We start from the raw sequence: 21514 nt of genomic DNA on the forward strand, positions 1-21514 counted from the left end.
GTGAGAACCCGACGATGGACGACCGCACGATGAAAGCCGTACTGTTCGACCGCTTCGGCGGTCCCGAGGTGCTGTATGTGGGCCGGGTGCCACGTCCCGAACCGGCGCCCGGCGAGGTCCTTGTGCGTGTGCGCGCGTTCAGTGTGAACGGCGGCGAACTGTCGGCCCGTTCCGGTCGGGCCCGTCTCATCACCGGCCGGAAGTTCCCGCTGCGCATCGGGCTGGACTTCACCGGCGAGATCGCCGCGCTCGGCACCGGCGCGACCGGCGTAGCCGTCGGCGACCAGGTGTGGGGCGTCCTGGGCCGCAGTTCCGGATTCGGCAGCGCCGCCGAGTACGTGACGGTGCGGCCCCAGCGGCTCGGCCGGGTCCCGGACGGACTGGACCTCGTGGCCGCCGCCGCCCTGCCCGTGGCCACCACGGCCATCACCGCCCTCCGCGACAAGGCCGCGCTGCGCCCCGGCGAACAGCTGCTCGTACGGGGCGCGGCGGGCGGGGTCGGCAATGCCGCCGTCCAGCTCGGACGGGCGTACGGCGCCGAGGTCACGGGCCTGGCACGCGCCGCCAACCTCGACTTCGTCCGTACGCTCGGTGCCCACCACGCCGTCGACCACCGGACCGTGTCCGCTGCGGAACCGGGACGGTTCGACGTGGTCCTCGACACGGCCGGCACGGACCTGCGTACCGTTCGGCGGATGGTGAAGCCGGGCGGACGCATGGTCACCATCGCCCTCGACCTGACGCGACCCGCCGCCTCGCTGGGCTACATCGCGGCCAGCGCCGTGCACGGACGCGGCCGGGTGCGCTTCTTCAGCGGCAACCCCGCGCGTGCGCTCTTCGACGACCTCGCTCTCCAGGTGGCGGAGGGAAAGCTGCGGCCGTCGGTGGACGCGGTCTTCCCGCTGGAAGAGACAGCGGCGGCACACCGGGCGCTGGAGGCCGGCGGTGTGCGGGGCAAGTACGTGGTCAGGGTCGACTGAGGGCTGTCCCGCATTCCCTGGCGGGCGCACGACGACAGCTGAGCGGCGGCAGCTCCAGGCAGTGGGTGGCATCGTCGCCCGATCCCGGCGGGCGCCAGTCCAGCCGGTACGCGTGGGCCCGGGCGCCGGCCCGTGCGAACTCCTCCCCGAGGGCGGTCAGTGGCTCCGCGTACAAGCGGTGGGTCCGGCCGGCCGGGTCGCCGTCATCCGCGGGCCGGCCGGAGTGTTCGCCGTCGCGTTCGTCGGGGAAGGCGGCCATGTCGTCCGCGTTTGTAGCCGTACCCGAGGTCCACGCCGCGCCGGGGGCGTGGACGGCGAGCCGTTCGAGGAAGGTCCGGCCCAGCGAGGCCGCCTCCGCCCGGGGGCGGCCGGCGGCCGACCCCGGTGGGGGGGCGGGTGAACGCCGGTCGCTGCGGGAAACCGCCCCCGGGCCGGCGGTCGGGCGCCGGCCCGGGGGGACGTCCCTCGCGGGTCGTTTCACCGCGGGGGACGGTTCAGGGGAAGGAGACCAGGGTGGACGGCACGGTCGTGGTGCCGGCCGGGACCGTGGAGGCTCCGGTGTTGTTGATGACGTGGTTGTAGTGGCCCATTCCGCCGAGCGACACCACCAGCAGGCTGTGGAACTTGACGCCCGGTTTCACCGGGGCCTTGAAGCCGTGGTCCTGGCGGATGGTCGGATCGACGTTGTAGTTGCAGTAGCTGCCCATCGCCCAGCCCTCGTGGACGTCGACCGAGTCGTCGACCCGGTAGGCGGCGTAGCCCTGGGTGTCGCCGTTCTGGATGGCTGCCTGGTCGGGTGCGTCGTACGCCTTCTCGTTCTGGTAGAAGATCGTGCGGCCGCGCTCGCCGTACCACTCGACGTCGTACTTGTTGAAGTGCTCCACGAACAGGCCGGTGGCGAGCACGTCGTCGCCGTACACCCGGACTCCGTAGTCGGCGCGGTTGGTCTCCCAGCCGACGCCCTCGCCGTGGTCGGCGCGCCACACCCAGGTGTGGTCGATGATCACGTCGTCGCTGTGGACGGCGATGGAGGTGGTGGCCTTGCCGGCGCCCGCACCGCCGATGCGGACGTACACGTCCTGGACGGTGGTGGGGTTGGCGGCGTGGTCCGCGGAGGAGTTCGGCGCGCCGACCTCCAGCAGGGTCGGGGAGTTGACCGTACCGGCGTCGATCAGGAAGCCGGCGAGCTTCACGCCGTCGACGTCGGCGACCTTCATCGCGGTCACCCCGTTGTCCGGGATGATCGTCGCGAGACCCAGGCCGAGGACGACCGTGTCCGCGCGGTCGACGTTGATGGTCTGGTCGACGTGGTAGATGCCCGGGGTGAAGAGCAGGTTGAGACCCTGCGACAGCGCCTGGTTGATGGTGGCCGCCGTCGCGCCCTCCTTGACCACGTAGAACCGGTCCAGGCCGATCGAGGTGCCCTGCGGGGTGCCGTTCCAGGAGACGCCGCGGGCGTTGGTGCGCTTCTCGGGCACGAAGACCTTGTACGTGTTGCCGTCCAGGTACAGGAACGGCTTCTCACGGGAGATCGGAGTGGTTTCCAGGGTGGTGTAGCGGGGCTCGGGGAACGCGTTGGCGGGTGCGCCTTCGACTCCCGAGAACGTCTGGTTCCAGACGGAGTTGGACCAGCCGCCGATCGAGCTGTCGCGGGTGTACCACTGCTGCTGCGAGTAGTTGCCGATCTCGCCGTCCACCTTGGAGTCAGCGATGTAGCCGCCGCTGGCCCAGCCGTAACCGCTCGGGGCCAGGTTGAGGCCGCCCTTGACGTGCATACGACGGAAGGAGGCCGCCTGCGAGACGGCCCAGCGGTTGGTGCCGCTGACCGGGTTCAGAGCCAGGTTCTCGGCCGAACGCCAGAAGTTCTGCGTCGCGTTGCCGTTGAACCAGCCCGCGTCGACGGTCACGTCACCGTTGATCGTGGTGTCGTCGGGCTTGAGGCCGAGGCCGGAGATCGAGGTGTAGAAGCCGATCTCCGCGTTGAGGTTGTTGTAGGTGCCGGGCTTGAAGAGGAACTGGTGACGGCCGTTGCCGAAGTGCGCCGCCTCCTGCTCGTCGAAGACCTGGTCCAGTTTGGCCTGGATGTTGGGCGTGGAGGGGTCGAAGACGTGCACGTTCGGGCCGAGGTCGCCGCCGCCGGGCAGCTGCGGGCCGTCGGTCCCGCCGGACTCGCCGTAGACCTTGAACTCCCAGAGGGAGAAGCCGTACTGGGTGCCGCGTTCGGTACCGTTCACTCGGACATAGCGGGCTTCACCACTGATGTCCAGGGTGTCGGTGCCGCCGTCGCCGTCGGTGGTCCGGTAGGCGGTCGACCAGTCGGAGCCGTTGGCCGACAGCTCGACGCGGTATGCCTTGCCGTAGGCCGCCTCCCAGTCCAGGACCACCTGGCTCAGCTTCGTGGTCGCGCCGAGGTCGACGCGTATCCACTGCGGGTCGGAAGCGGCACTGGACCAACGGGTGGTCGGGTTCCCGTCGACGGCCGCGGTGGCCGGAGTGCCGTAGTTCTCCTCGCTGGACGCGGTGACCGGCTTGCCCTGGGACAGCAGCACCGGTGCGGCCTCGGCCCTCGCGGCGGGAACGAAGGCGAGAAGGGTGGCGGCCAGAGCGGTGGCCATCGCGGCGACGATGCCGCGGGACACCGGCGCCGGTTGACGGCCGGGTCCGCGGGGCAGCGGTGCCGCTGGGGGAATGCCGACTGCGGGCATGCGGGGGCTCCTCGAGAACGAGTGGAGATACGGGAGAGCGCTCTCTCGTACCTTGCCCGCCACCCCGGGCACGGTCAAGGATCCAGACACGGTCTTTTCTTCCATCTTTTATTAAGTCCGTGCCGCAGCAGTGGAGTTGGCGGCCAGCCGTCCGACGCGGAGCGCGGAGACCGGTTCGCCGGCGGAACAGCACCTGACGCCTTTGGGCTCGAAACTCCTCACGGCCGGCTTCGCGTACGGAAAAGCCCTGCTCCGGGGGGCGGGCCTTCCGGACGGACCACGCCCGCACGGACGCCCGACCCGGCAAGGCTCCGGCCCCTGGCGTCAAGTGGTGTGCGGACTCCACAAGTTCTTCGGTCGGAAGCGTTGACGAAACAATCCGTTCGGCTCTAACTTCATCGCGTCGTACTTCGTACGTCATATATGAGACGCGATACGCGAGATGTGAGAGCCCGTCACCCATGACCTTCGCCCCTGCCCCGATCCCGTCCCGGACCCAGTACGTGCTGGAGGCCATCAAGCACGCCATCCTCACCGCTCAGCTGAGACCGGGACAGGCGCTGGTGGAGACGGAACTCGCCGCGCAGTTCGGGGTGTCGAAGACTCCCGTCCGCGAGGCGCTGAAGACGCTCGCGGGCACGGGACTCGTGGTGATGAGCCAGTACAAGGGCGTCACCGTGCGGCTCGTCGACGCGACCATGGCCAGGGAGGTGTACGACGTGCGCCTCCTGCTGGAACCGGAGGCGCTGCGCCGCTCCATCACCCGGGGGGCCTCGCTGGACGCGGCCCAGGAAGCCCTGGAGCGGGCCGACTCGGCGGTCGACCCGGCCGACAGGTCGCTGGCCAACCGGGACTTCCACCGGGCCCTGTACCTGCCCTGCGGCAATCCCCTGCTCTCCCGGATGCTCGACGAGGTCCGTGACCAGGCGGCGCTCGTGTCGACCGTGGCCTGGTCGGCGGTCCCGTCCTGGGAGCGCGAGGCGGCCGAGCACCGCGAGATCCTGCGGCTCGCCGTCGCCGACGACGCGGAGGCCGCCGCCGGGGCTCTGCACCACCACATCGCGTCGTTCGTACGCCGCGCCTTCCCCGACGACGAAGACGGGGGTGGCACCGCGTGAACCACTCGCCGGCCACGCACCAGCAGCACCTCGACGAAAGGCCAGTCCGCATGGACAACTCTCCGCTCAAGGCGGCCCTCGCAGACGTTGTGGCGATCCCGGTGACGCCGTTCGCCGAGGACGGCAGCATCGACACCGCGGTCCACCGCGCGCTGATGCGCAGGCTGCTCGACGGCGGGGTCCGCGTCGTCACCCCGAACGGCAACACCGGGGAGTTCTACGCGCTCACTCCCGACGAGCGCCGCCTCGTCACCGAGCTGACGGTCGAGGAGGCCGCGGGCCGCGCCACCGTCCTGGTGGGTGTCGGCCACGACGTGCCGACCGCGGTGGCCGCCGCCGAGCACGCGGCCGGGGCCGGTGCCGCGATGGTGATGGTGCACCAGCCGGTGCACCCCTACGTCGCCCAGGAGGGCTGGGTCGACTACCACCGGTCGATCGCCGAGGCCGTGCCGGAGCTCGGCGTCGTCCCCTACATCCGCAGCCCGCGGCTGGCCGGCGCACGGCTCGCCGAACTCGCCGACGCCTGCCCCAACGTCATCGGGGTGAAGTACGCGGTCCCCGACGCGGCCCGCTTCGGGGCCTTCGCCCGGGACGCCGGGCTGGAGCGGTTCGTCTGGGTCGCCGGCCTCGCCGAGCTGTACGCCCCCTCCTACTTCGCCTCCGGTGCCACCGGCTTCACCTCCGGGCTGGTCAACGTGGCCCCGGCGGTCTCCCTCGACATGCTGGAGGCGCTGCGCGCCGGCGACTACGTGGCGGCGATGAAGGTCTGGGAGCGCATCCGCCGCTTCGAGGAACTGCGCGCGGAGGAGCAGTCCGCCGACAACGTCACCGTCGTGAAGGAGGCCCTGTCCGCACTGGGCCTCTGCCGCCGCGAGGTACGCGCGCCGAGCCGCGTCCTGCCCGAGGCCCGGCGTGCCGAGGTCGCCGGGCTGATAGCCGAGTGGTCGCTGTGACCGGGGCGTCCGCCCGGGAACCGGGAACCGGCCGCATCGCGCCCGAGGAACTGCGCAGCCACCAGTGGTTCGGCACCGACGGACTGCGCTCCTTCAGCCACCGGGCCCGCACCCGTCAGCTCGGCTACCTCCCCGAGGAGCACCTCGGCAAGCCGGTCATCGCCGTGCTCAACACCTGGTCGGACATCAATCCCTGCCACAGCCATCTGCGCGACCGCGCGCAGGCGGTCAAGCGGGGAGTCTGGCAGGCGGGAGGGTTCCCGCTGGAGTTCCCGGTCTCCACGCTCTCGGAGACCTTCCAGAAGCCGACGCCGATGCTCTACCGCAACCTGCTGGCGATGGAGACCGAGGAGCTGCTGCGCTCCTACCCCGTGGACGGGGCAGTGCTGCTGGGCGGCTGCGACAAGTCGACGCCGGCGCTGCTGATGGGCGCCGCCTCCGTGGACCTGCCCACCGTCTTCGTGCCCGCCGGGCCGATGCTGCCGGGGCACTGGCGCAACGAGGTCCTCGGCTCCGGCACGGACATGTGGAAGTACTGGGACGAGCGGCGGGCCGGGACCATCGGCGACTGCGAGATGAGCGAGCTGGAGAACGGCCTCGCGCGCTCCCCCGGCCACTGCATGACGATGGGTACCGCCTCCACCCTGACGGCCGCCGCCGAGGTGCTCGGCGTCACACTGCCGGGCGCGTCGTCCATACCGGCCGTCGACTCGGGTCACGAGCGGATGGCCGCCGCGTCGGGGCTGCGGATCGTCGAACTCGTCATGCGGCAGGTGACGTTGTCGCAGATCCTGACGCCGGAGGCGTACGAGGACGCCGTCGCCACGGTCCTCGCGCTCGGCGGGTCCACCAACGCCGTGATCCACCTGATCGCCATGGCCGGCCGGTCCGGTGTGAAGCTCACGCTGGACGACTTCGACCGGATCGCGCGTACGGTGCCCGTCCTGGCCGATCTCCGTCCCGGCGGACGGTACCTGATGGAGGACTTCCACTTCGCCGGCGGTCTGCCCGGCTTCCTGGGGCGGCTCGGGGACGTACTGCACCTGGACCGGCCCACGGTCGCGCACGCCACCCTGCGCGAACAGCTCGACGGGGCGCCCGTCCACAACAGCGAGGTCATCCGCGAGCGCGCCGATCCGCTGGCCGAGGAGGGCGGGGTGGCGGTGCTGCGCGGCAACCTCTGCCCCGACGGGGCCGTCATCAAGCACATCGCCGCCGAGCCGCACCTGCTGCGCCACACCGGGCCCGCCGTCGTCTTCGACGACTACCGGGAACTCCAGCGCACGATCAACGACCCGGCCCTGGCCCTCACTCCGGACCATGTGCTCGTGCTGCGCAACGCCGGTCCGCAGGGCGGCCCCGGTATGCCCGAGTACGGCATGCTGCCGATCCCGGACTACCTGCTGAAGCAAGGTGTGCGGGACATGGTGCGGATATCCGACGCGCGCATGAGCGGCACCAGTTACGGGGCCTGCGTCCTGCACATCGCCCCCGAGTCCTATGTCGGCGGGCCGCTCGCCCTGGTCCGCACCGGCGACCTGATCACCCTGGACGTCGAGGCCCGGCTCCTGCGGCTCGATGTCGACGACGAGGAACTGGAGCGGCGCAGGGCCGCCTGGTCCCCGCCGCCCGCCCGCTACGGGCGCGGCTACGGGGCGCTGTACCAGGACCAGATCACCCAGGCCGACACCGGCTGCGACTTCACGTTCCTGGCCCGGCGGGGAGAAGTGCCCGACCCGTACGCGGGGTGAACCGGGCCCCGTGACCGTACGCGGGAGAACCACGGCCGGAGACCGTACGCGGGAGACCCGGGAGCCGTGGCCGTACGCGGACGGAGCCGGGCGGAGAAACCCGTGTGTCCCGCTCCCCCGGGGCCCTTCCGGCCCTTCGTAGCAAGCGCTTTCACAGGCAGTGGCCCCAGCGGGCCCCGCAGGTTCAGCGCATCCAGCACCTCCCAGAGATCGGAGACGCGTCATGGCCCAATCCGCAGCCGTGGCCACACCGCCGCCCAAGGCACCCCGGCGCCGCTCGGCACGCCCCCGCCGCCTGCCGTATCTGCTGATCGCGCCCGCGGGCCTGCTGATGCTGGGCTTCATCGCCTACCCGGTGATCAGCGTCTTCTACTACAGCCTGCAGAACTACAACGTCACCAAGCCGTGGCGGAACGGCTTCGCGGGGCTCGACAACTTCCGGCGGATCTTCACCGACGACGACCAGTTCTGGCCGGCGCTCGGGTTCAGCGCCCAGTGGGTCTTCACCCAGGTCACGCTGCAACTCCTCCTCGGGCTGGCGCTCGCCCTGATCGTCAACCAGACCTTCATCGGGCGGGGCATATCACGGGCCATGGTCTTCTCGCCCTGGGCCGTCTCGGGCGTGCTGACCAGCACGATCTGGATCCTGCTCTACAACTCCTCGACCGGCTTCAGCCGGTACCTCGCGGACGCCGGGATCGGGGATTACGGAACGTCGGTGCTCTCGGACACCGGAACCGTCTTCTGGGCGGCCACCGTCACCGAACTCTGGCGCGGCGTCCCCTTCTTCGCGATCCTCATCCTCGCCGACCTCCAGTCCGTCTCCAAGGAGCTGTACGAGGCGGCGTCGGTCGACGGCGCGGGCCGGTTGCGGCAGTTCTTCCACATCACACTCCCCCACCTCCGGGACGCGATCATCCTCGCCACCCTGCTGCGCGGGGTCTGGGAGTTCAACAACGTCGACCTGCTCTACACCCTCACCGGCGGCGGGCCCGCCGGTGTGACCACCACCCTGCCGCTCTACGTGGCCAACACGGGCATCGAGGGCCACGACTTCGGGTACGCCTCCGCGCTCACCACCGTCGCCTTCGTGATCCTGCTCTTCTGCTCGATCGTCTATCTGCGCCTGAGCAAGTTCGGAGGCGACCGCACATGACCGCCGTACTCGCCGAGAAGACCGGGACCGCTCAGCGGTCTGCCGGTCACGGCACTCCGCCGTCCTCCCCGCGCCGCCGTCCCGGACGGGAACGCGCCTTCGACGACGTGCCGCGCTGGCAGATCTACCTGCCGCTCGGCCTCTACCTGCTCTTCACGCTCATCCCGTTCTACTGGATGCTGCTCTTCGCCGTACGGCCCGCCGGTTCCACGTCGCTGGTGCCCTGGCCGATGACCGGAGAGCACTTCTCCAAGGTCTGGAACGAGCGGAGCTTCGCCGTCTTCTTCCAGAACAGCATGATCGTCGGTGTGGCGACGCTCGTCGCCACGACCCTGGTGGCCCTGGCCGGCGGCTACGCCCTCGCCCGGTTCGACTTCAGGATCAAGGGCGTGTTCATGCTCGCCCTGCTCTGCTCGCAGTTCATCCCGGGCGCCCTGATGCTCGTACCGCTCTTCGAGATCTTCCGGAACCTCCAGCTGATCAATTCGCTGGGAAGCGTCGTGATCGCGGAGACGGTTTTCCAACTTCCGCTGTCCATCATCCTGATCAGCGGTTTCATCAAGAATGTCCCGGTGTCCCTGGAGGAGGCCGCCTGGGTCGACGGCTGCTCGCGCTTCACCGCCTTCCGGACCGTCGTCCTGCCGCTCCTGCGCCCCGGGCTGATCGCCGTCGGTTCCTTCGCCTTCGTTCACAGCTGGAACCACTTCCTCTTCGCCCTGATGTTCCTGAGCGAGCAGGACAAGCAGACGATCCCGGTCGGCCTCAACACGCTGATCGGCGCGGACAGCGTCGACCTGGGCGCGCTCGCGGCGGGCGGTGTCATCGCGGCCGTCCCCGTGGTGATCGTCTTCGCCTTCATCCAGAAGTGGCTCATCACGGGCTTCAGCGCCGGCGCGGTGAAGGGATGACGAACATGCCCCTCCCCGCCGCGGACATGACCGCCCCCGTCCCCGTCGTCCTGGCCGGCGCCCGGGGCCACGGCCGGTGGCATCTCGCCAATGTGCGCCGACTGCAGCACCAGGGCCGGGTCAGACTGGCCGGGATCTGCGAGCTGGAGCCGCTGACCGCCGACGAACTCGTCGCCTCCGGCTTCGGAGCCGGTGAGTCGCCCGAGCAGTCCGACGACTTCGCGGCGCTCCTGGACGGCACCGGAGCGCGGGCGGCCATCGTCTGCACCCCCATCCAGACCCACACCGAACTGGCCCTCACCGCCGCCGCCCGCGGTGTCCACCTGCTGCTGGAGAAACCGCCCGCCGCCGCCTGGGCCGACTACGCGCGCATGAGCGAAGGCGTCGAGCGGGCGGGGACCGCCTGCCAGGTCGGGTTCCAGTCCTTCGGATCGCACGCCCTGCCCGCCATCCGCGAGCTCGTGAGCACCGGAGCCATCGGGACCGTCACCGGTGTCGGGGCCGCCGGCGCGTGGGTCCGCGACGAGGCGTACTTCCGGCGGGCGCCCTGGGCCGGGCGGCGCAGGCTCGGCACCACCGACGTGGTCGACGGCGTCCTGACCAATCCGCTGGCGCACGCCGTGGCCACAGCACTGGAACTCGCCTGCCGGGGGCGGTCCGAGCAGGTCGCCTCCATCGAGACGGAACTGTTCCGGGCGCACGCCATCGAGGCGGACGACACCAGCAGCGTCCGTGTCACCACCGCCGACGGGCTGCCCGTCACCGTCGCGGTCACGCTGTGCGCCGAGCGGGCCGGGGAGCCGTACGTCATCGTGCACGGCGAGAGAGGCCGGATCACCTTCTGGTACAAGCAGGACCGCGTCCTGGTGCAGCGCGCCGGACGCGGCCCGGAGGAGACCGTACACGGGCGGACCGATCTCCTGGAGAACCTCCTCGACCACCTGGAGCACGGCACCCCGCTGCTGGTTCCGCCCGCCTCCACGGGCGCGTTCATGCGCGTCGTCGAGGCCGTGCGCAACGCGCCCGAACCGGCCCCCCTGCCCGCCCCCGCCTGGGAGATGCGGCACGAGGGGCCCGGCGGCGGGGCGAGGCGGGTCGTGCCGGGCATCGACTCCCTGGTCGCCGCCGGGGCCGAGTCCCTCCGCCTCTTCTCCGAACTGGGCGCTCCCTGGGCCCGGGCCAGTGAGGGGGCCGCCTCATGACCCGGCGTGCCGCCGACCCGTTCCCCGATCTCCCGGCCGCCCTCTCCTGCGGAGCCGACACCGTCGCGCACTACGGCTACGGGCCCGGGGCGGGCGACCGCCCCCGGCTCCACCCCGTCACCACCCTCGGCGGGATCACGGTCACCGAGGAGCGCCCCGCCGACCACCTCCACCACCTGGGCGTCTCCGTCGCCGTCCCCGACGTGGCCGGGTACAACTTCTGGGGCGGGCGCACCTACGTACGGGGCCGGGGGCCCACCGCACTCGACAACCACGGCGTCCAGCGCCACCTGGCCCGGCCGCACCGCAGCCCGAACGGCTTCACCCAGGAGCTCGCGTGGGAGGCGAACGGCGTGGAACTCCTGCGCGAGCACCGCACGGTGTCGGCCACCCGGACCTCCGGCGCCACCTGGGAGCTCGACTTCTCCTTCGTGCTCTCCAACTCCGGGGACACGGACCTCTCCATCGGCAGCCCCGCGACCAATGGACGCCCGGGCGCCGGGTACGGCGGATTCTTCTGGCGCGCTCCCAAGGAGGCCGTACCGCCTGCCGTGTTCAGCGACGAGCACGAGGGCGAGAGCGCGGTCCACGGTCGCACCGCCGACTGGCTGGCCCTCGCCGGGGACGGCTGGACCCTCGTGTTCGCGGGGGCGACCGAGGAGACCCGGCGCGACCCGTGGTTCGTGCGGACCGCCGAGTACCCGGGGGTCGGCTCCTGCCTCGCGGCGCGGGAGCGGCTGCCCGTGCCCGCCGGGGGCTCTGTCGTGCGCCGGATCATCACCGTCGTCGTGGACGGCAGGCCGGACCGGGAGACCGCCGCCCGGTACGCGCGCCGGGCGGTGGCCCGGTGAGCCGGCCCTGGACCTCCGACCTCGGTGACGGGACGTATCGCAATCCCGTCCTGAACGCCGACTGGTCCGACCCCGACGTCGTCCGTGTCGGAGACGACTACCACCTCACCGCGTCCAGCTTCGGCCGGTCCCCCGGGCTGCCCCTCCTGCACTCCCGCGACCTGGTCAACTGGACCCTCGCCGGGCACGCGCTGGACCGCCTGGAGCCCGCCGCCGATTTCGCCGCCCCCCGCCACGACCGGGGGGTCTGGGCGCCCTCGCTGCGCCACCACGGCGGGCGCTTCTGGATCTTCTGGGGCGACCCCGACCACGGTGTCCAGCAGATCAACGCCCCTGACATCACGGGGCCCTGGTCAGCCCCGCACCTGCTGAAGGCGGGCCGGGGACTCATCGACGCCTGCCCGCTGTGGGACGAGGAGACCGGCGACGCCTACCTGGTGCACGGGTGGGCCAAGTCCCGCTCCGGCATCAAGAACCGCCTCACCGGCCACCGGATGAGCCCCGACGGGCGCGGCCTCCTGGACGAGGGGCGGACGGTGGTGGACGCCGACCGGATACCGGGCTGGTTCACCCTCGAAGGCCCCAAGCTCTACCGCCGCGACGGCTACTTCTGGATCTTCGCCCCGGCCGGCGGTGTGGAGACCGGCTGGCAGGGCGCCTTCCGTTCCCGGAACTTCTTCGGACCGTACGAGGAACGCGTCGTCCTCGCCCAGGGCCGCACCGATGTCAACGGCCCCCACCAGGGCGGCTGGGTGCGGACCCCTGCGGGCGAGGACTGGTTCCTGCACTTCCAGGCGCGGGGAGCGTACGGGCGGGTCGTCCACCTCCAGCCGATGCGCTGGGACGCCGGGGGCTGGCCCGTCATCGGCGACGCGGGTGAACCCGTCTCCCGGCACACCAAACCGGCCGCCCCCGCCCAGCCGACGGCGGCGCCCGCCGTCGACGACGACTTCCCCGGCGGCCGGCCCGGCGAGCAGTGGCAGTGGACGGCCAACCCGCAGCCCGGCTGGACCGCCCCGCACACCGGGGACGGGTTGCGGCTCACCTGCGTGCGGACCGCGGACGAGCACGACCTGCGGCTGCTGCCCAACGTCCTGGTCCAGCGGCTGCCCGCCGAGGAGTTCGACGTCGAGGTGGATCTCGCCCTGGACAGCGGTGAACCGGGCGCCAAGGCCGGACTCGCCGTGCTGGGGGACGCCTTCAGCTGGATAGGTCTCGCGGTGGCGGCGGACGGGACACCGCGGCTCGTCCACCGCTTCGCCGAGGGCGTCGCCGCGCACGAACGGGACGCGGCGGGGTCCCGCGCGTCCCCCGACGGGCGGGTCCGGCTGCGGATCGAGGTCACGGCGGGGGCCCGCTGCCGCTTCTTCGCCGACACCGGCGAGGGGTTCCGGCCCTCGGGCCAGGTCTTCGCGGCCACTCCCTGGCGCTGGGTCGGCGCGCTCCTCGGCCTCTTCGCCACCGCGCCGGCCGGAACGGGACGCGCCGGCTCGGCCCGCTTCTCCACCTTCCGCACCACCGGTCCCCACCCCCCGCAGACGTACACACCCACGGATCCACCCCGCCCCGATCGACAGACAGAGAAGAGCCGACGATGATCATCTCGAAGACACACCGGGCACGCGCCTCCGCCGCGGTCTCCCTCACAGCCGTGCTCGCGCTGACGGCCACCGCGTGCGGCGACGACGGCAGCGGCTCCGGCACGGAGGGCAGCGGAAAGGGCGAGATCACCTTCTGGGACAACAACGGCGGTCCGCGCACAGCCGTCTGGACCGAGATCATCAAGGACTTCGAGAAGCAGAACCCGGACATCACCGTCAAGTACGTGCCGATTCCGATCGCCGACGTGCAGTCCAAGTACGACACCGCGATAGCGGGCGGCGGGCTGCCCGACGTCGGCGGCGTCGGCACGGCCTACCTGGCCAACATGGTCTCCCAGGAAGCCCTGGAACCGGTCAACGACCGGCTGGAGAAGTCCGCGCTGAAGGGCAAGCTCGTCGACTCCATGGTCGAGAGCGTCCGCGCGGCGGCCGGCCGGGGCGACGACATCTACTCCGTACCGACCTCCGCCAACAACGGCGTGCTCTGGTACCGCACCGACCTGTTCGAGCAGGCCGGTCTGGAGGCGCCCGACACCTGGGCGAAGTTCTACACGGCGGCCGAGAAGCTGACCGACGCCAAGAACAACAAGTTCGGCTACACGATCCGCGGCGGCGCAGGTTCCATCGCGCAGGCGCTGGACGCCGTCTACGGCCAGTCCGGCATCACGGAGTTCTGGGACGGCGACAGGACGACGCTCAACGACCCGAAGAACGTCGCCGCTCTGGAGAAGTACGCCGGACTCTTCAAGAAGACCACGCCCGCTGCCGACGTCAACAACGACTTCACCAAGATGGTGGCCCAGTGGGACACCGGCACGATCGGCATGCTGAGCCACAACCTCGGCTCCTACCAGGACCACGCGAAGGCCCTGGGCGACGACAAGTTCGCCGGCATCCCGGCCCCCATCGGGGACAGCGGCACCCGCGTGCAGGTCTCCAACCCCGTGGACGGCCTCGGCCTCTTCCGGTCGAGCGACAACAAGACCGCGGCCTGGAAGTTCATCGAGTTCGCCGCCTCCCACGCGTCCAACAGCAAGTGGAACGAGTCGGCGGGCGCCATCCCGGCCAACACCGAAGCGGCGAAGGACCCGTGGATCAGCGAGACCGAGCCGACGGCACTCGCCGCCAAGGCGCTGACCGACGGTTCCACCAAGGTCGTCGACCTGCCGTACTACCTGCCCGACTGGAACAACATCAGCAAGGCGGACAACGAGCCCGAGTTCCAGAAGGTGCTGCTCGGCAAGATCACGGCCAAGGCGTTCCTGGACGACATGGCCGAGGAGCTGAACGCCGCCAACAAGGAGTGGAAGGAGATCGGCAACGGCTGACCGAGCCGCCCCGCCGGCCCCGTCCCGACCGGGCGGGCCGGCGGCGATCCGGGTCGCGCCTCCCGCCGGCCCTCCCGCACCGCGTGCGCGTGTCCCGGACCGCGCACGCGCGCACGTCCCCAGGGACGCGTCCACCGGTACGTCCTTTGAGAGAGGCAGCCCCCGTGTCACTCACCCGCAGACAGACCGCCACCGCACTGCTCACCCTTCCCCTCGCTCTCACCGCCACCCCGGCGCTCGCGCACGGCGGCCGTGGTGGCGGCAGGCCCCGCCCCCGGACCATCCACATCGCCGGTGACTCCACGGCCGCCGCGAAGGCCGCCGACGCGGCGCCCGAGACGGGCTGGGGCATGGCGCTCCCCCATTTCCTCTCCTCGCACCTCCGGGTCGCCAACCACGCGGTGAACGGCCGCAGTTCGAGGAGCTTCATCGAGGAGGGCCGCCTCACCGCGCTCCTGGCCGATGTGCGCCCCGGCGACCTCGTCCTCGTCCAGTTCGGCCACAACGACCAGAAGACCGAGGATCCGGCGCGCGGGACGGACCCGTACACCACCTATCAGGAGTACCTGCGCCAGTACCTGAAGGAGGCCCGCGCACGGCGGGCGCGGCCGGTGCTGGTCACCTCGGTCGAACGCCGCCGGTTCGCCGCCGACGGCACGGCCCGGCCCACCCTCGGCGAGTACCCGGCGGCGATGCGTGCCCTGGCGGCCGAGGAAGGCGTCCCCCTGGTCGATGTCCAGGCGCTGTCCCTCGCCCGCTGGCAGGAGCTGGGGCCGGACGGCACCGAGGCGTACTTCCTGTGGCTGGAGCCCGGCGACTCGCCCAACCATCCCGACGGCGCCCGGGACAACACGCACTTCAGGCCGACGGGCGCCATCGAGGTGGCCCGTATGACCGCACGGGCGCTGCTGGCAAAGGACGTGCTCGCCGCGCGCGACCTCCGACGCCTGGACGACCGGGTCCCGGCGGAGTGGATCACCTGGCCGGCCTGACGTACTCCCCCGCCCCTCTTTCCCCTTCCGACGACACAGAAGGATTCGCCATGCCCGCACGCAAGCGTCATACCCGCGCCATCGCCGTGACCCTGGGCTGCGCCTCCCTGGCCCTCGCCGTGAGCGCCCCGGCCCAGGCGTCCCCGCGCCACCCCGGCCCGGGCCTGGAGCGCGCCGTACTGCCCGCCGGAGACGGCTGGGCCGCCGCCGAGGGCTCCACCACGGGAGGCGCGAACGCCACGCCCGACCACGTCTACACGGTGACCGACCGCGCCGAACTCGTCGCAGCCTTCGCGGAGGCGGGCGACGCGCCGAAGATCATCAGGATCTCCGGGACGGTGCACGGCAACTCCGACGTGAACGGCACGCCGATCGGCTGCGAGCAGTACCGGACCGGCGGCTACACGCTGGAGAAGTACCTCGCCGCCTACGACCCCGAGGTCTGGGGCCGGGACTCGGTCCCCTCGGGTCCGCTGGAGGAGGCCCGCGCCGCCTCCGCGAAACGGCAGGCGGCCGCCGTCACCATCAAGGTCCCCTCCAACACCACTCTGGTCGGCGTGGGGAAGAACCCGAAGATCATCGGTGCCGGGCTCCAGGTGCGGGACGTCTCCAACGTCATCATCCGCAACATCGGCTTCGAGGACACCTACGACTGCTTCCCGCAGTGGGACCCGACGGACGGAGCCGAGGGCGCCTGGAACGCGGAGTACGACAACCTCGTCGTGTACGGCTCCCGCCATGTCTGGGTCGACCACAACACGTTCAGCGACGGCGGCCGCCCCGACGCGGGCCAGCCGCGCTACTTCGGCCAGGTGTACCAGCAGCACGACGGACTCTTCGACATCGTCCGCGGCGCCGACCTGGTCACCGTCTCGTGGAACGTCCTCAAGGACCACGACAAGACCATGCTCATCGGCAACAGCGACGGCGCCGGGGCGACCGACCGGGGCAAGCTCCGCGTCACGCTCCACCACAACCTCTTCAAGGACGTCAAGGAGCGGGCGCCGCGCGTCCGCTTCGGCCAGGTCGACTCGTACAACAACCACTTCCTGGCGACGGCGGGCAGCGCCTACGGCTATACGTACGGCATCGGCGCCGAGTCACGCCTCGTGGCCGAGCACAACGCGTTCACCCTCAACCGCGGCATCGACCGGGCGACGATCCTGAAGAAGTGGTCGGAGTCCTCCCTCACCGCGGGAGACAACTACGTCAACGGACGCCGGACCGACCTGGTCGCCGTGCACAACGCGGGCGTTCCCGAGGAGCACCTCACCGAGGGCGCCGGCTGGACACCCCGTCTGCGGACGGCGGTCCACCACCCGCTGGCCGTACCGCTGCTCGTGGCGCTCGGGGCCGGGGCGGGCAGGGCCGGCGGCCGCTGACGCAGAGACGACCCCGGTCCCGGGGGCCCGAAGGTCCCTCGAAGCCGGCAATCGCTGATACCGGCCGGAGCGGCACCGCATGCTTTCCACCATCCCGGAGAGCGCCGCTCCGGCCTTTCGCCGCTCACTCCCAGGAGGCTGACCATGCCCAGCAGACGCAGCGCGCTCTCCCTGCTCGCCGGAACGGGCGCCGCCCTCGCCCTCGGCGCACCCACCGCCCACGCCGGGGACGCGCACCCCCGCCCCTTCGGCCGTTACGGCTCACCCGCCCGCCGCCCGGGCCCCCGCACCCTGTATGTCGACGCGTACGGCCGAGGCGACCACACCGACGTGCAGTCCGCCGTCGACGCGGTGACCGGCGCCGGGCACACCCTCGTGATCGCCCCCGGCGTGTACCGGGCGACGGTGCTCATCGGCCCCGCCCACGAAGGGCTCACCCTGATCGGCGCGAGCGGCGACGCCCGGGACACGGTGCTCGTGTACGACAACGCGGCGGGCACTCCCCGGCCCGACGGCTCCGGGACGCTGGGCACCAGCGGATCGGCCTCCGTCACCGTCCGGGCGGCCGGGTTCACGGCCCGGGACCTGACCTTCGCCAACGACTGGCTCCGCTCCGACAACCCCGAGTACACCGGCACGCAGGCCGTCGCCGTCAAGGTCCAGGGTGACCGGTCGGCGTTCCACGGCTGCCGGTTCCTCGGCCACCAGGACACCCTGTACGCCGATTCCCCCGCAGTCACCGCGTTCGCCCGGCAGTACTACCGTGACTGCTACGTGGAGGGGGACGTCGACTTCGTCTTCGGCCGGGCCACCGCCGTGTTCGACCGCTGCCACTTCCGCACCCTGACCCGCACCGACCTGGCGTCGCCCCCGTACGGCTACGTCTTCGCGCCGAGCACCGCGGGAGCCAATCCGTACGGCTTCCTGGTCGTGCGCTCGCGGGTCACCAGCGCCGCCCCCGACGCCTACTACAAGCTCGCCCGCCCCTGGGTCCCCTCGTCCGACCTCACCGCCCGCCCGATGCTGACCGTCCGGGAGAGCCGGCTCGGTCCGGGGATCGACGCGGTGGCGCCGTACGGCACCATGTCCGCGGGCTTCCCGTGGCAGGACCAGCGCTTCGCCGAACACCGCAACACCGGCCCCGGCGCCCGTGTCACCGTCCCCGCGAACCGGCCGCGGCTGAGCGCGGCCGAGGCCCGCGTCCAGACCCCGGCCCGGTGGCTGGACGTCCCGGGCCCGCACCTCCCGGGCAGATGGGAGATGCGGGCCATGGACGGTGGGGGCGGCTTCGGTCAGCCCGCGTAGGTCTCGAACTCGGTGATCCTCGGTGTGCCGGTCGAGCCGGTGATCTCGAAGGTGATCTTCCGCAGGGAGGCCGGCGGGAAGGCGATGGCCCCCGCACCGGTGCCGGAGGCCAGGACTGCGCCGGTGTCCGCGTCGAGGAGCCGCCAGGTCGTGATCGTGCCTTCGGAACCCGCAGCCTCACGGATGCGGACCGAGGAGACGGTGGTGGCGGAGGCCCACTTGATCGAGGCGTAACCGGTGGAGCCGACGGGCGACCAGTAGGTGTTCAGGTCGCCGTCCCGCAGGTCGCCGTAGCTCGTGCCGGCGGCCTTGCCGGAGCCGTCGGAGCCGGCTCCGATGCTGAGGTTGGTCCCGGTGGGCGGAGTGGGGTCGGTCGGCCCCGGCGTCGGGTCGGTCGGGGTGGGCGTCGGGGTGGGCGTCTGCGGTGAGCAGTTGCCGTCGGAGACCTTCAGCCCCGTGCCGGCGCCCGCCGTGCGGCTCACCACGTCCGGCACGCAACCGGCCGCGTCGGCACGGTAGGCGTAGGGGATGTTCACCGTGGTGGTGGACTTCATGTCGGGCCCGGCGGGGTTGGTCGTGCCGCCGCGGCTGGACCAGGTGACGTTGTCGAGTGTGTTGCCGCTGACCTGCCAGTAGCCGGCCTGGTCGGTGTAGAAGGTGCCGAGGACGTCCTTGGAGTCCTCGAAGTAGTTGTTCTCCACCTTGGCGCGGGCCCCGGCCCGGGAGTTGATGCCGGAATCGTTGAGCCGCACGTAGTGGTTGCTGTGGATGTGGGCGATGCCGCCGCGCAGCAGGGGCGCGCGGGAGTCGATGTTCTCGTACAGGTTGTGGTGGTAGGTGATGAAGCCGTTGGAGCGGTCGCTCTCGCTGGACCCCACCAGGCCGCCGCGGCCGGAGTTGCGCAGGATGCTGTACGAGAGGGTCACGTACTGGGTGTCGTTCTTCATGTCGAAGAGGCCGTCGTACCCCTCCGACTCCCCGCCCGACGCCTCCAGGGTGGTGTGATCGACCCAGACGTTGCGGACGCCGGACTCCATGCCGATGGCGTCACCGCCGTTGGAGGTGGGCGAGCCGGACTTCTTGACGTTCCGGACCGTCACGTTCTGGATGATGATGTTGCTGGCCTCGCGGAGGTGGATGCCCAGCTGGTCGAAGACGGCCCCGCCGCCGACGCCGACGATCGTGACGTTGCTGATCTGCTTGAGCTCGATCACGCCGGCGGCGGTGTTGCAGCTGCTGCCGGACACCTTGGCGGTGTTGCCGTGGTTGATGGTTCCCTCCACCTCGATCACGATCGGGGTGCTGCTGCTGGCCCGTCCGCAGAGGGCCTCGTGGATCTGGGTCCCGGTGGTGGCGCGGACCGTCTGCCCGCCGGCCCCGCCGGTGGTACCGCCGTTCTGGGTGGCGTAGCCGGTGGCGCTCCCGGTCGCCGCCGCCGCCTCCGGGGCCGACAGCACCGCACCGGTCGCGGCCGCGAGGGCCAGGGTTGCCACGGCGGCCTGCAGCCGCCGTGCGACTGGTCGTCGTCTCATGTTCTTCTCCCTGTGCGTCTTTGGATACGGATATGGAGGACAGCCCATCTCTGGCGTGCCCATGACAATGGGAGCGCTCCCTCGCACGCCCGCGCGAGAGGGCACGAGCCGCCGCGTGGGGGGTGCGGCAGCGCGTCGGCATCCCGGGCTCCACATGGGAGGCGACCGGGCAGCAAGCGCTTTCTAGAGTGAAGCTAGAGGGCTCCGACCGCTCTGGCAAGATGCGTGCAGCAGGCGGTGGGCCGCCTGAGCGCGAGCGAGGCGCCCCGCGTCAGACGTCGGAGAGCCAGCCCCGCGCGCGCAGCGCCGCCACGAAGCGGCCGTACGCGTCGTCCAGGGCCGGGCGTTCCTCCGGCACCGGATCGACGAGGGCGCCGCCGCGCACCATGGCCGCGGCGCTCGCCGCGAGATCTTCGTGGAGCGTGCCGGTCGCGGCGAGGAGCGCGGCGCCGAACGCCGTCTCCGCACGCTCGACCACCCGGACCGGCCGGTCCAGGACGGTGGCCCTGATCGCCGTCCACACCGGACTGCGGCTGCCCCCGCCGGCCGCGTGGAGGGGGCCGAGCACCGGGACTCCGAGCCGCTCGACCCGCTCCAGGGCCAGGCGTTCGACGAAGGCGACTCCTTCGAGTGCGGCCCGGTGGGCATCCGCCTCGTCGTGGGGGCGGCCCAGCTCGAATCCGCGCGCCGCGCCGGAGACGAAGGGAAAGCGTTCTCCGTCGCGGCACAGCGGGTAGCGCACGGTCGAGGCGGGGCCCTTGGCCGCCGCGGCGGCGTCCAGCGCGGGCAGGCGGGCGGGGGCGATGCCGGCCAGGCACTCCCCTCCGGTGTTGGAGGCCCCGCCGGGGAGCCACCAGCCGTCGGGGTGGCGATGGCTGTAGAACGCTCCGGTCGCGTCACGGACCAGGTCCGCTGAGACCCCCTTGAGCACGTACGTGGTGCCGAGCACACCCACGAAGCGTCCCGGCTCGACCGCCCCTGTGGCGATCTGGCCGGCGCAGCCGTCCGTCATGCCGAGGCGTACGGAGCACCCCCGGGGCAGACCCGTCGCCCCGGCCGCTTCCGGGCCGACGACTCCGGCCTCCGTGCCGGGCGCCTGTACGTCGGGGAGCAGCGCCGACGGGAAGCCGAGGGCGTCGAAGACCTCGTGCGCCCACTCCGCGGCGCGGGCGTCGTAGCCGGACTTGAGCGCGTGGCTCCAGTCCGTGGCGATCGGGTGACCCGTCAGCCCGCGCCCGACGACCTCGGGTGTGTGCAGGATGTGGCGCAGGCCCGAGCCGTACGTCCGCAGGCACCCGACGGCCCGGCCCAGCGCGGCGGTGGGCCCCACACAGAGGCCCAGCGCGTCCCACCGGGCGCTGCCCGCCCGCTGTGCCTCGGCGTTGACGTCGGCGGCCCGCCGGTCGTCGTACATCAGAGCCGGGCCGAGCGGTTCGCCGTCGAGACCGGCGGGGACGATGGTTCCGGAGGTGGCGGACACGGCCACCGCGATCACCTCGCGGCCGCCCCGAGGCAGTGCGGCCGTGGTGCGGCGCAACGCCGAGCGCACGGCGGGCCACCAGGAGCGGGCGTCCTGCTCGCTCGCCCCCGCCGCACTGCGCACAGGGGGTGGGAGATCGCCCCGCGCCCGGGCGAGCACGCGCCCCCGCCCGTCCACGCAGAGGACGCGGACGGACGCGGTCGCCACATCGATCCCGATCACGGCGGGAGGACCGGGGGTGGTACGACGGGATGCACGGCTCATGGCGGA

At 71.8% G+C, this 21514-nt stretch carries 17 protein-coding genes; 13 read left to right on the forward strand and 4 right to left on the reverse strand.

Annotation, left to right across the window (positions count from 1 at the left end):
• The first annotated feature begins 14 nt into the window (after nt 1-14).
• Nucleotides 15-980: an NAD(P)-dependent alcohol dehydrogenase gene (locus tag ACIQMU_RS22495; RefSeq protein ID WP_352242577.1), complete on the forward strand. Its 966-nt coding sequence runs from the start codon at nt 15-17 to the stop codon at nt 978-980.
• On the opposite strand, the gene ACIQMU_RS22500 is transcribed toward ACIQMU_RS22495, so the two are convergent.
• Nucleotides 967-1239: a hypothetical protein gene (locus ACIQMU_RS22500; protein WP_402689540.1), complete on the reverse strand. Its 273-nt coding sequence runs from the start codon at nt 1237-1239 to the stop codon at nt 967-969. The two genes, ACIQMU_RS22495 and ACIQMU_RS22500, sit on opposite strands and share 14 nt — an antisense overlap.
• Nucleotides 1240-1474: 235 nt before the next feature.
• A complete protein-coding gene (locus ACIQMU_RS22505) occupies nt 1475-3685 on the reverse strand; it encodes a discoidin domain-containing protein (protein WP_402689541.1) in 2211 nt (736 codons plus the stop codon).
• A gap of 461 nt (nt 3686-4146) precedes the next feature.
• On the opposite strand from ACIQMU_RS22505, the gene ACIQMU_RS22510 reads away from it, so the two are divergent.
• The 12 genes from ACIQMU_RS22510 (at nt 4147) to ACIQMU_RS22565 (ending at nt 18232) form a co-directional block, all read left to right on the forward strand.
• Nucleotides 4147-4803 (forward strand): GntR family transcriptional regulator, encoded by a 657-nt coding sequence (locus ACIQMU_RS22510; protein WP_352242575.1) that lies wholly within the window; start codon nt 4147-4149, stop codon nt 4801-4803.
• Nucleotides 4804-4853: 50 nt separating this feature from the next.
• Nucleotides 4854-5756 carry a dihydrodipicolinate synthase family protein gene (locus tag ACIQMU_RS22515; RefSeq protein WP_352242574.1) on the forward strand — a complete coding sequence of 301 codons (903 nt, stop codon included), beginning with the start codon at nt 4854-4856 and terminating at the stop codon, nt 5754-5756.
• Nucleotides 5753-7507, forward strand: coding sequence for an L-arabinonate dehydratase (araD, locus tag ACIQMU_RS22520; RefSeq protein WP_352242609.1), 1755 nt, complete (start codon nt 5753-5755; stop codon nt 7505-7507). The genes ACIQMU_RS22515 and araD overlap by 4 nt, the downstream gene beginning before the upstream one ends.
• A gap of 223 nt (nt 7508-7730) precedes the next feature.
• Nucleotides 7731-8663 (forward strand): carbohydrate ABC transporter permease, encoded by a 933-nt coding sequence (locus ACIQMU_RS22525; protein ID WP_402689542.1) that lies wholly within the window; start codon nt 7731-7733, stop codon nt 8661-8663.
• Nucleotides 8660-9571, forward strand: a complete 912-nt coding sequence (locus ACIQMU_RS22530) for a carbohydrate ABC transporter permease (RefSeq protein ID WP_352242572.1) — start codon at nt 8660-8662, stop codon at nt 9569-9571. Before ACIQMU_RS22525 ends, ACIQMU_RS22530 begins: the two co-directional genes overlap by 4 nt.
• Nucleotides 9568-10773, forward strand: coding sequence for a Gfo/Idh/MocA family oxidoreductase (locus ACIQMU_RS22535; RefSeq protein WP_352242571.1), 1206 nt, complete (start codon nt 9568-9570; stop codon nt 10771-10773). The genes ACIQMU_RS22530 and ACIQMU_RS22535 overlap by 4 nt, the downstream gene beginning before the upstream one ends.
• Nucleotides 10770-11624 (forward strand): DUF6807 family protein, encoded by an 855-nt coding sequence (locus tag ACIQMU_RS22540; RefSeq protein WP_352242570.1) that lies wholly within the window; start codon nt 10770-10772, stop codon nt 11622-11624. The genes ACIQMU_RS22535 and ACIQMU_RS22540 overlap by 4 nt, the downstream gene beginning before the upstream one ends.
• Complete coding sequence (locus ACIQMU_RS22545; protein ID WP_352242569.1) at nt 11621-13222, forward strand: family 43 glycosylhydrolase; 1602 nt, start codon at nt 11621-11623, stop codon at nt 13220-13222. The genes ACIQMU_RS22540 and ACIQMU_RS22545 overlap by 4 nt, the downstream gene beginning before the upstream one ends.
• On the forward strand, nt 13219-14553 hold the full coding sequence (locus ACIQMU_RS22550; RefSeq protein ID WP_352242568.1) for a sugar ABC transporter substrate-binding protein: 1335 nt from the start codon (nt 13219-13221) through the stop codon (nt 14551-14553). The genes ACIQMU_RS22545 and ACIQMU_RS22550 overlap by 4 nt, the downstream gene beginning before the upstream one ends.
• A 164-nt stretch (nt 14554-14717) precedes the next feature.
• On the forward strand, nt 14718-15545 hold the full coding sequence (locus ACIQMU_RS22555; RefSeq protein WP_402689543.1) for a rhamnogalacturonan acetylesterase: 828 nt from the start codon (nt 14718-14720) through the stop codon (nt 15543-15545).
• Nucleotides 15546-15595: 50 nt separating this feature from the next.
• On the forward strand, nt 15596-16927 hold the full coding sequence (locus ACIQMU_RS22560) for a polysaccharide lyase family 1 protein (RefSeq protein ID WP_402689544.1): 1332 nt from the start codon (nt 15596-15598) through the stop codon (nt 16925-16927).
• A gap of 144 nt (nt 16928-17071) precedes the next feature.
• A complete protein-coding gene (locus ACIQMU_RS22565; RefSeq protein WP_402689545.1) occupies nt 17072-18232 on the forward strand; it encodes a pectinesterase family protein in 1161 nt (386 codons plus the stop codon).
• On the opposite strand, the gene ACIQMU_RS22570 is transcribed toward ACIQMU_RS22565, so the two are convergent.
• A complete protein-coding gene (locus ACIQMU_RS22570) occupies nt 18220-19764 on the reverse strand; it encodes a pectate lyase (RefSeq protein WP_352242564.1) in 1545 nt (514 codons plus the stop codon). The two genes, ACIQMU_RS22565 and ACIQMU_RS22570, sit on opposite strands and share 13 nt — an antisense overlap.
• A 271-nt stretch (nt 19765-20035) precedes the next feature.
• Complete coding sequence (locus ACIQMU_RS22575; RefSeq protein ID WP_402689546.1) at nt 20036-21508, reverse strand: FGGY-family carbohydrate kinase; 1473 nt, start codon at nt 21506-21508, stop codon at nt 20036-20038.
• Nucleotides 21509-21514: the final 6 nt, after the last annotated feature.

The organism is Streptomyces sp. NPDC091649, assembly GCF_044756785.1.
Lineage (GTDB): Bacteria > Actinomycetota > Actinomycetes > Streptomycetales > Streptomycetaceae > Streptomyces.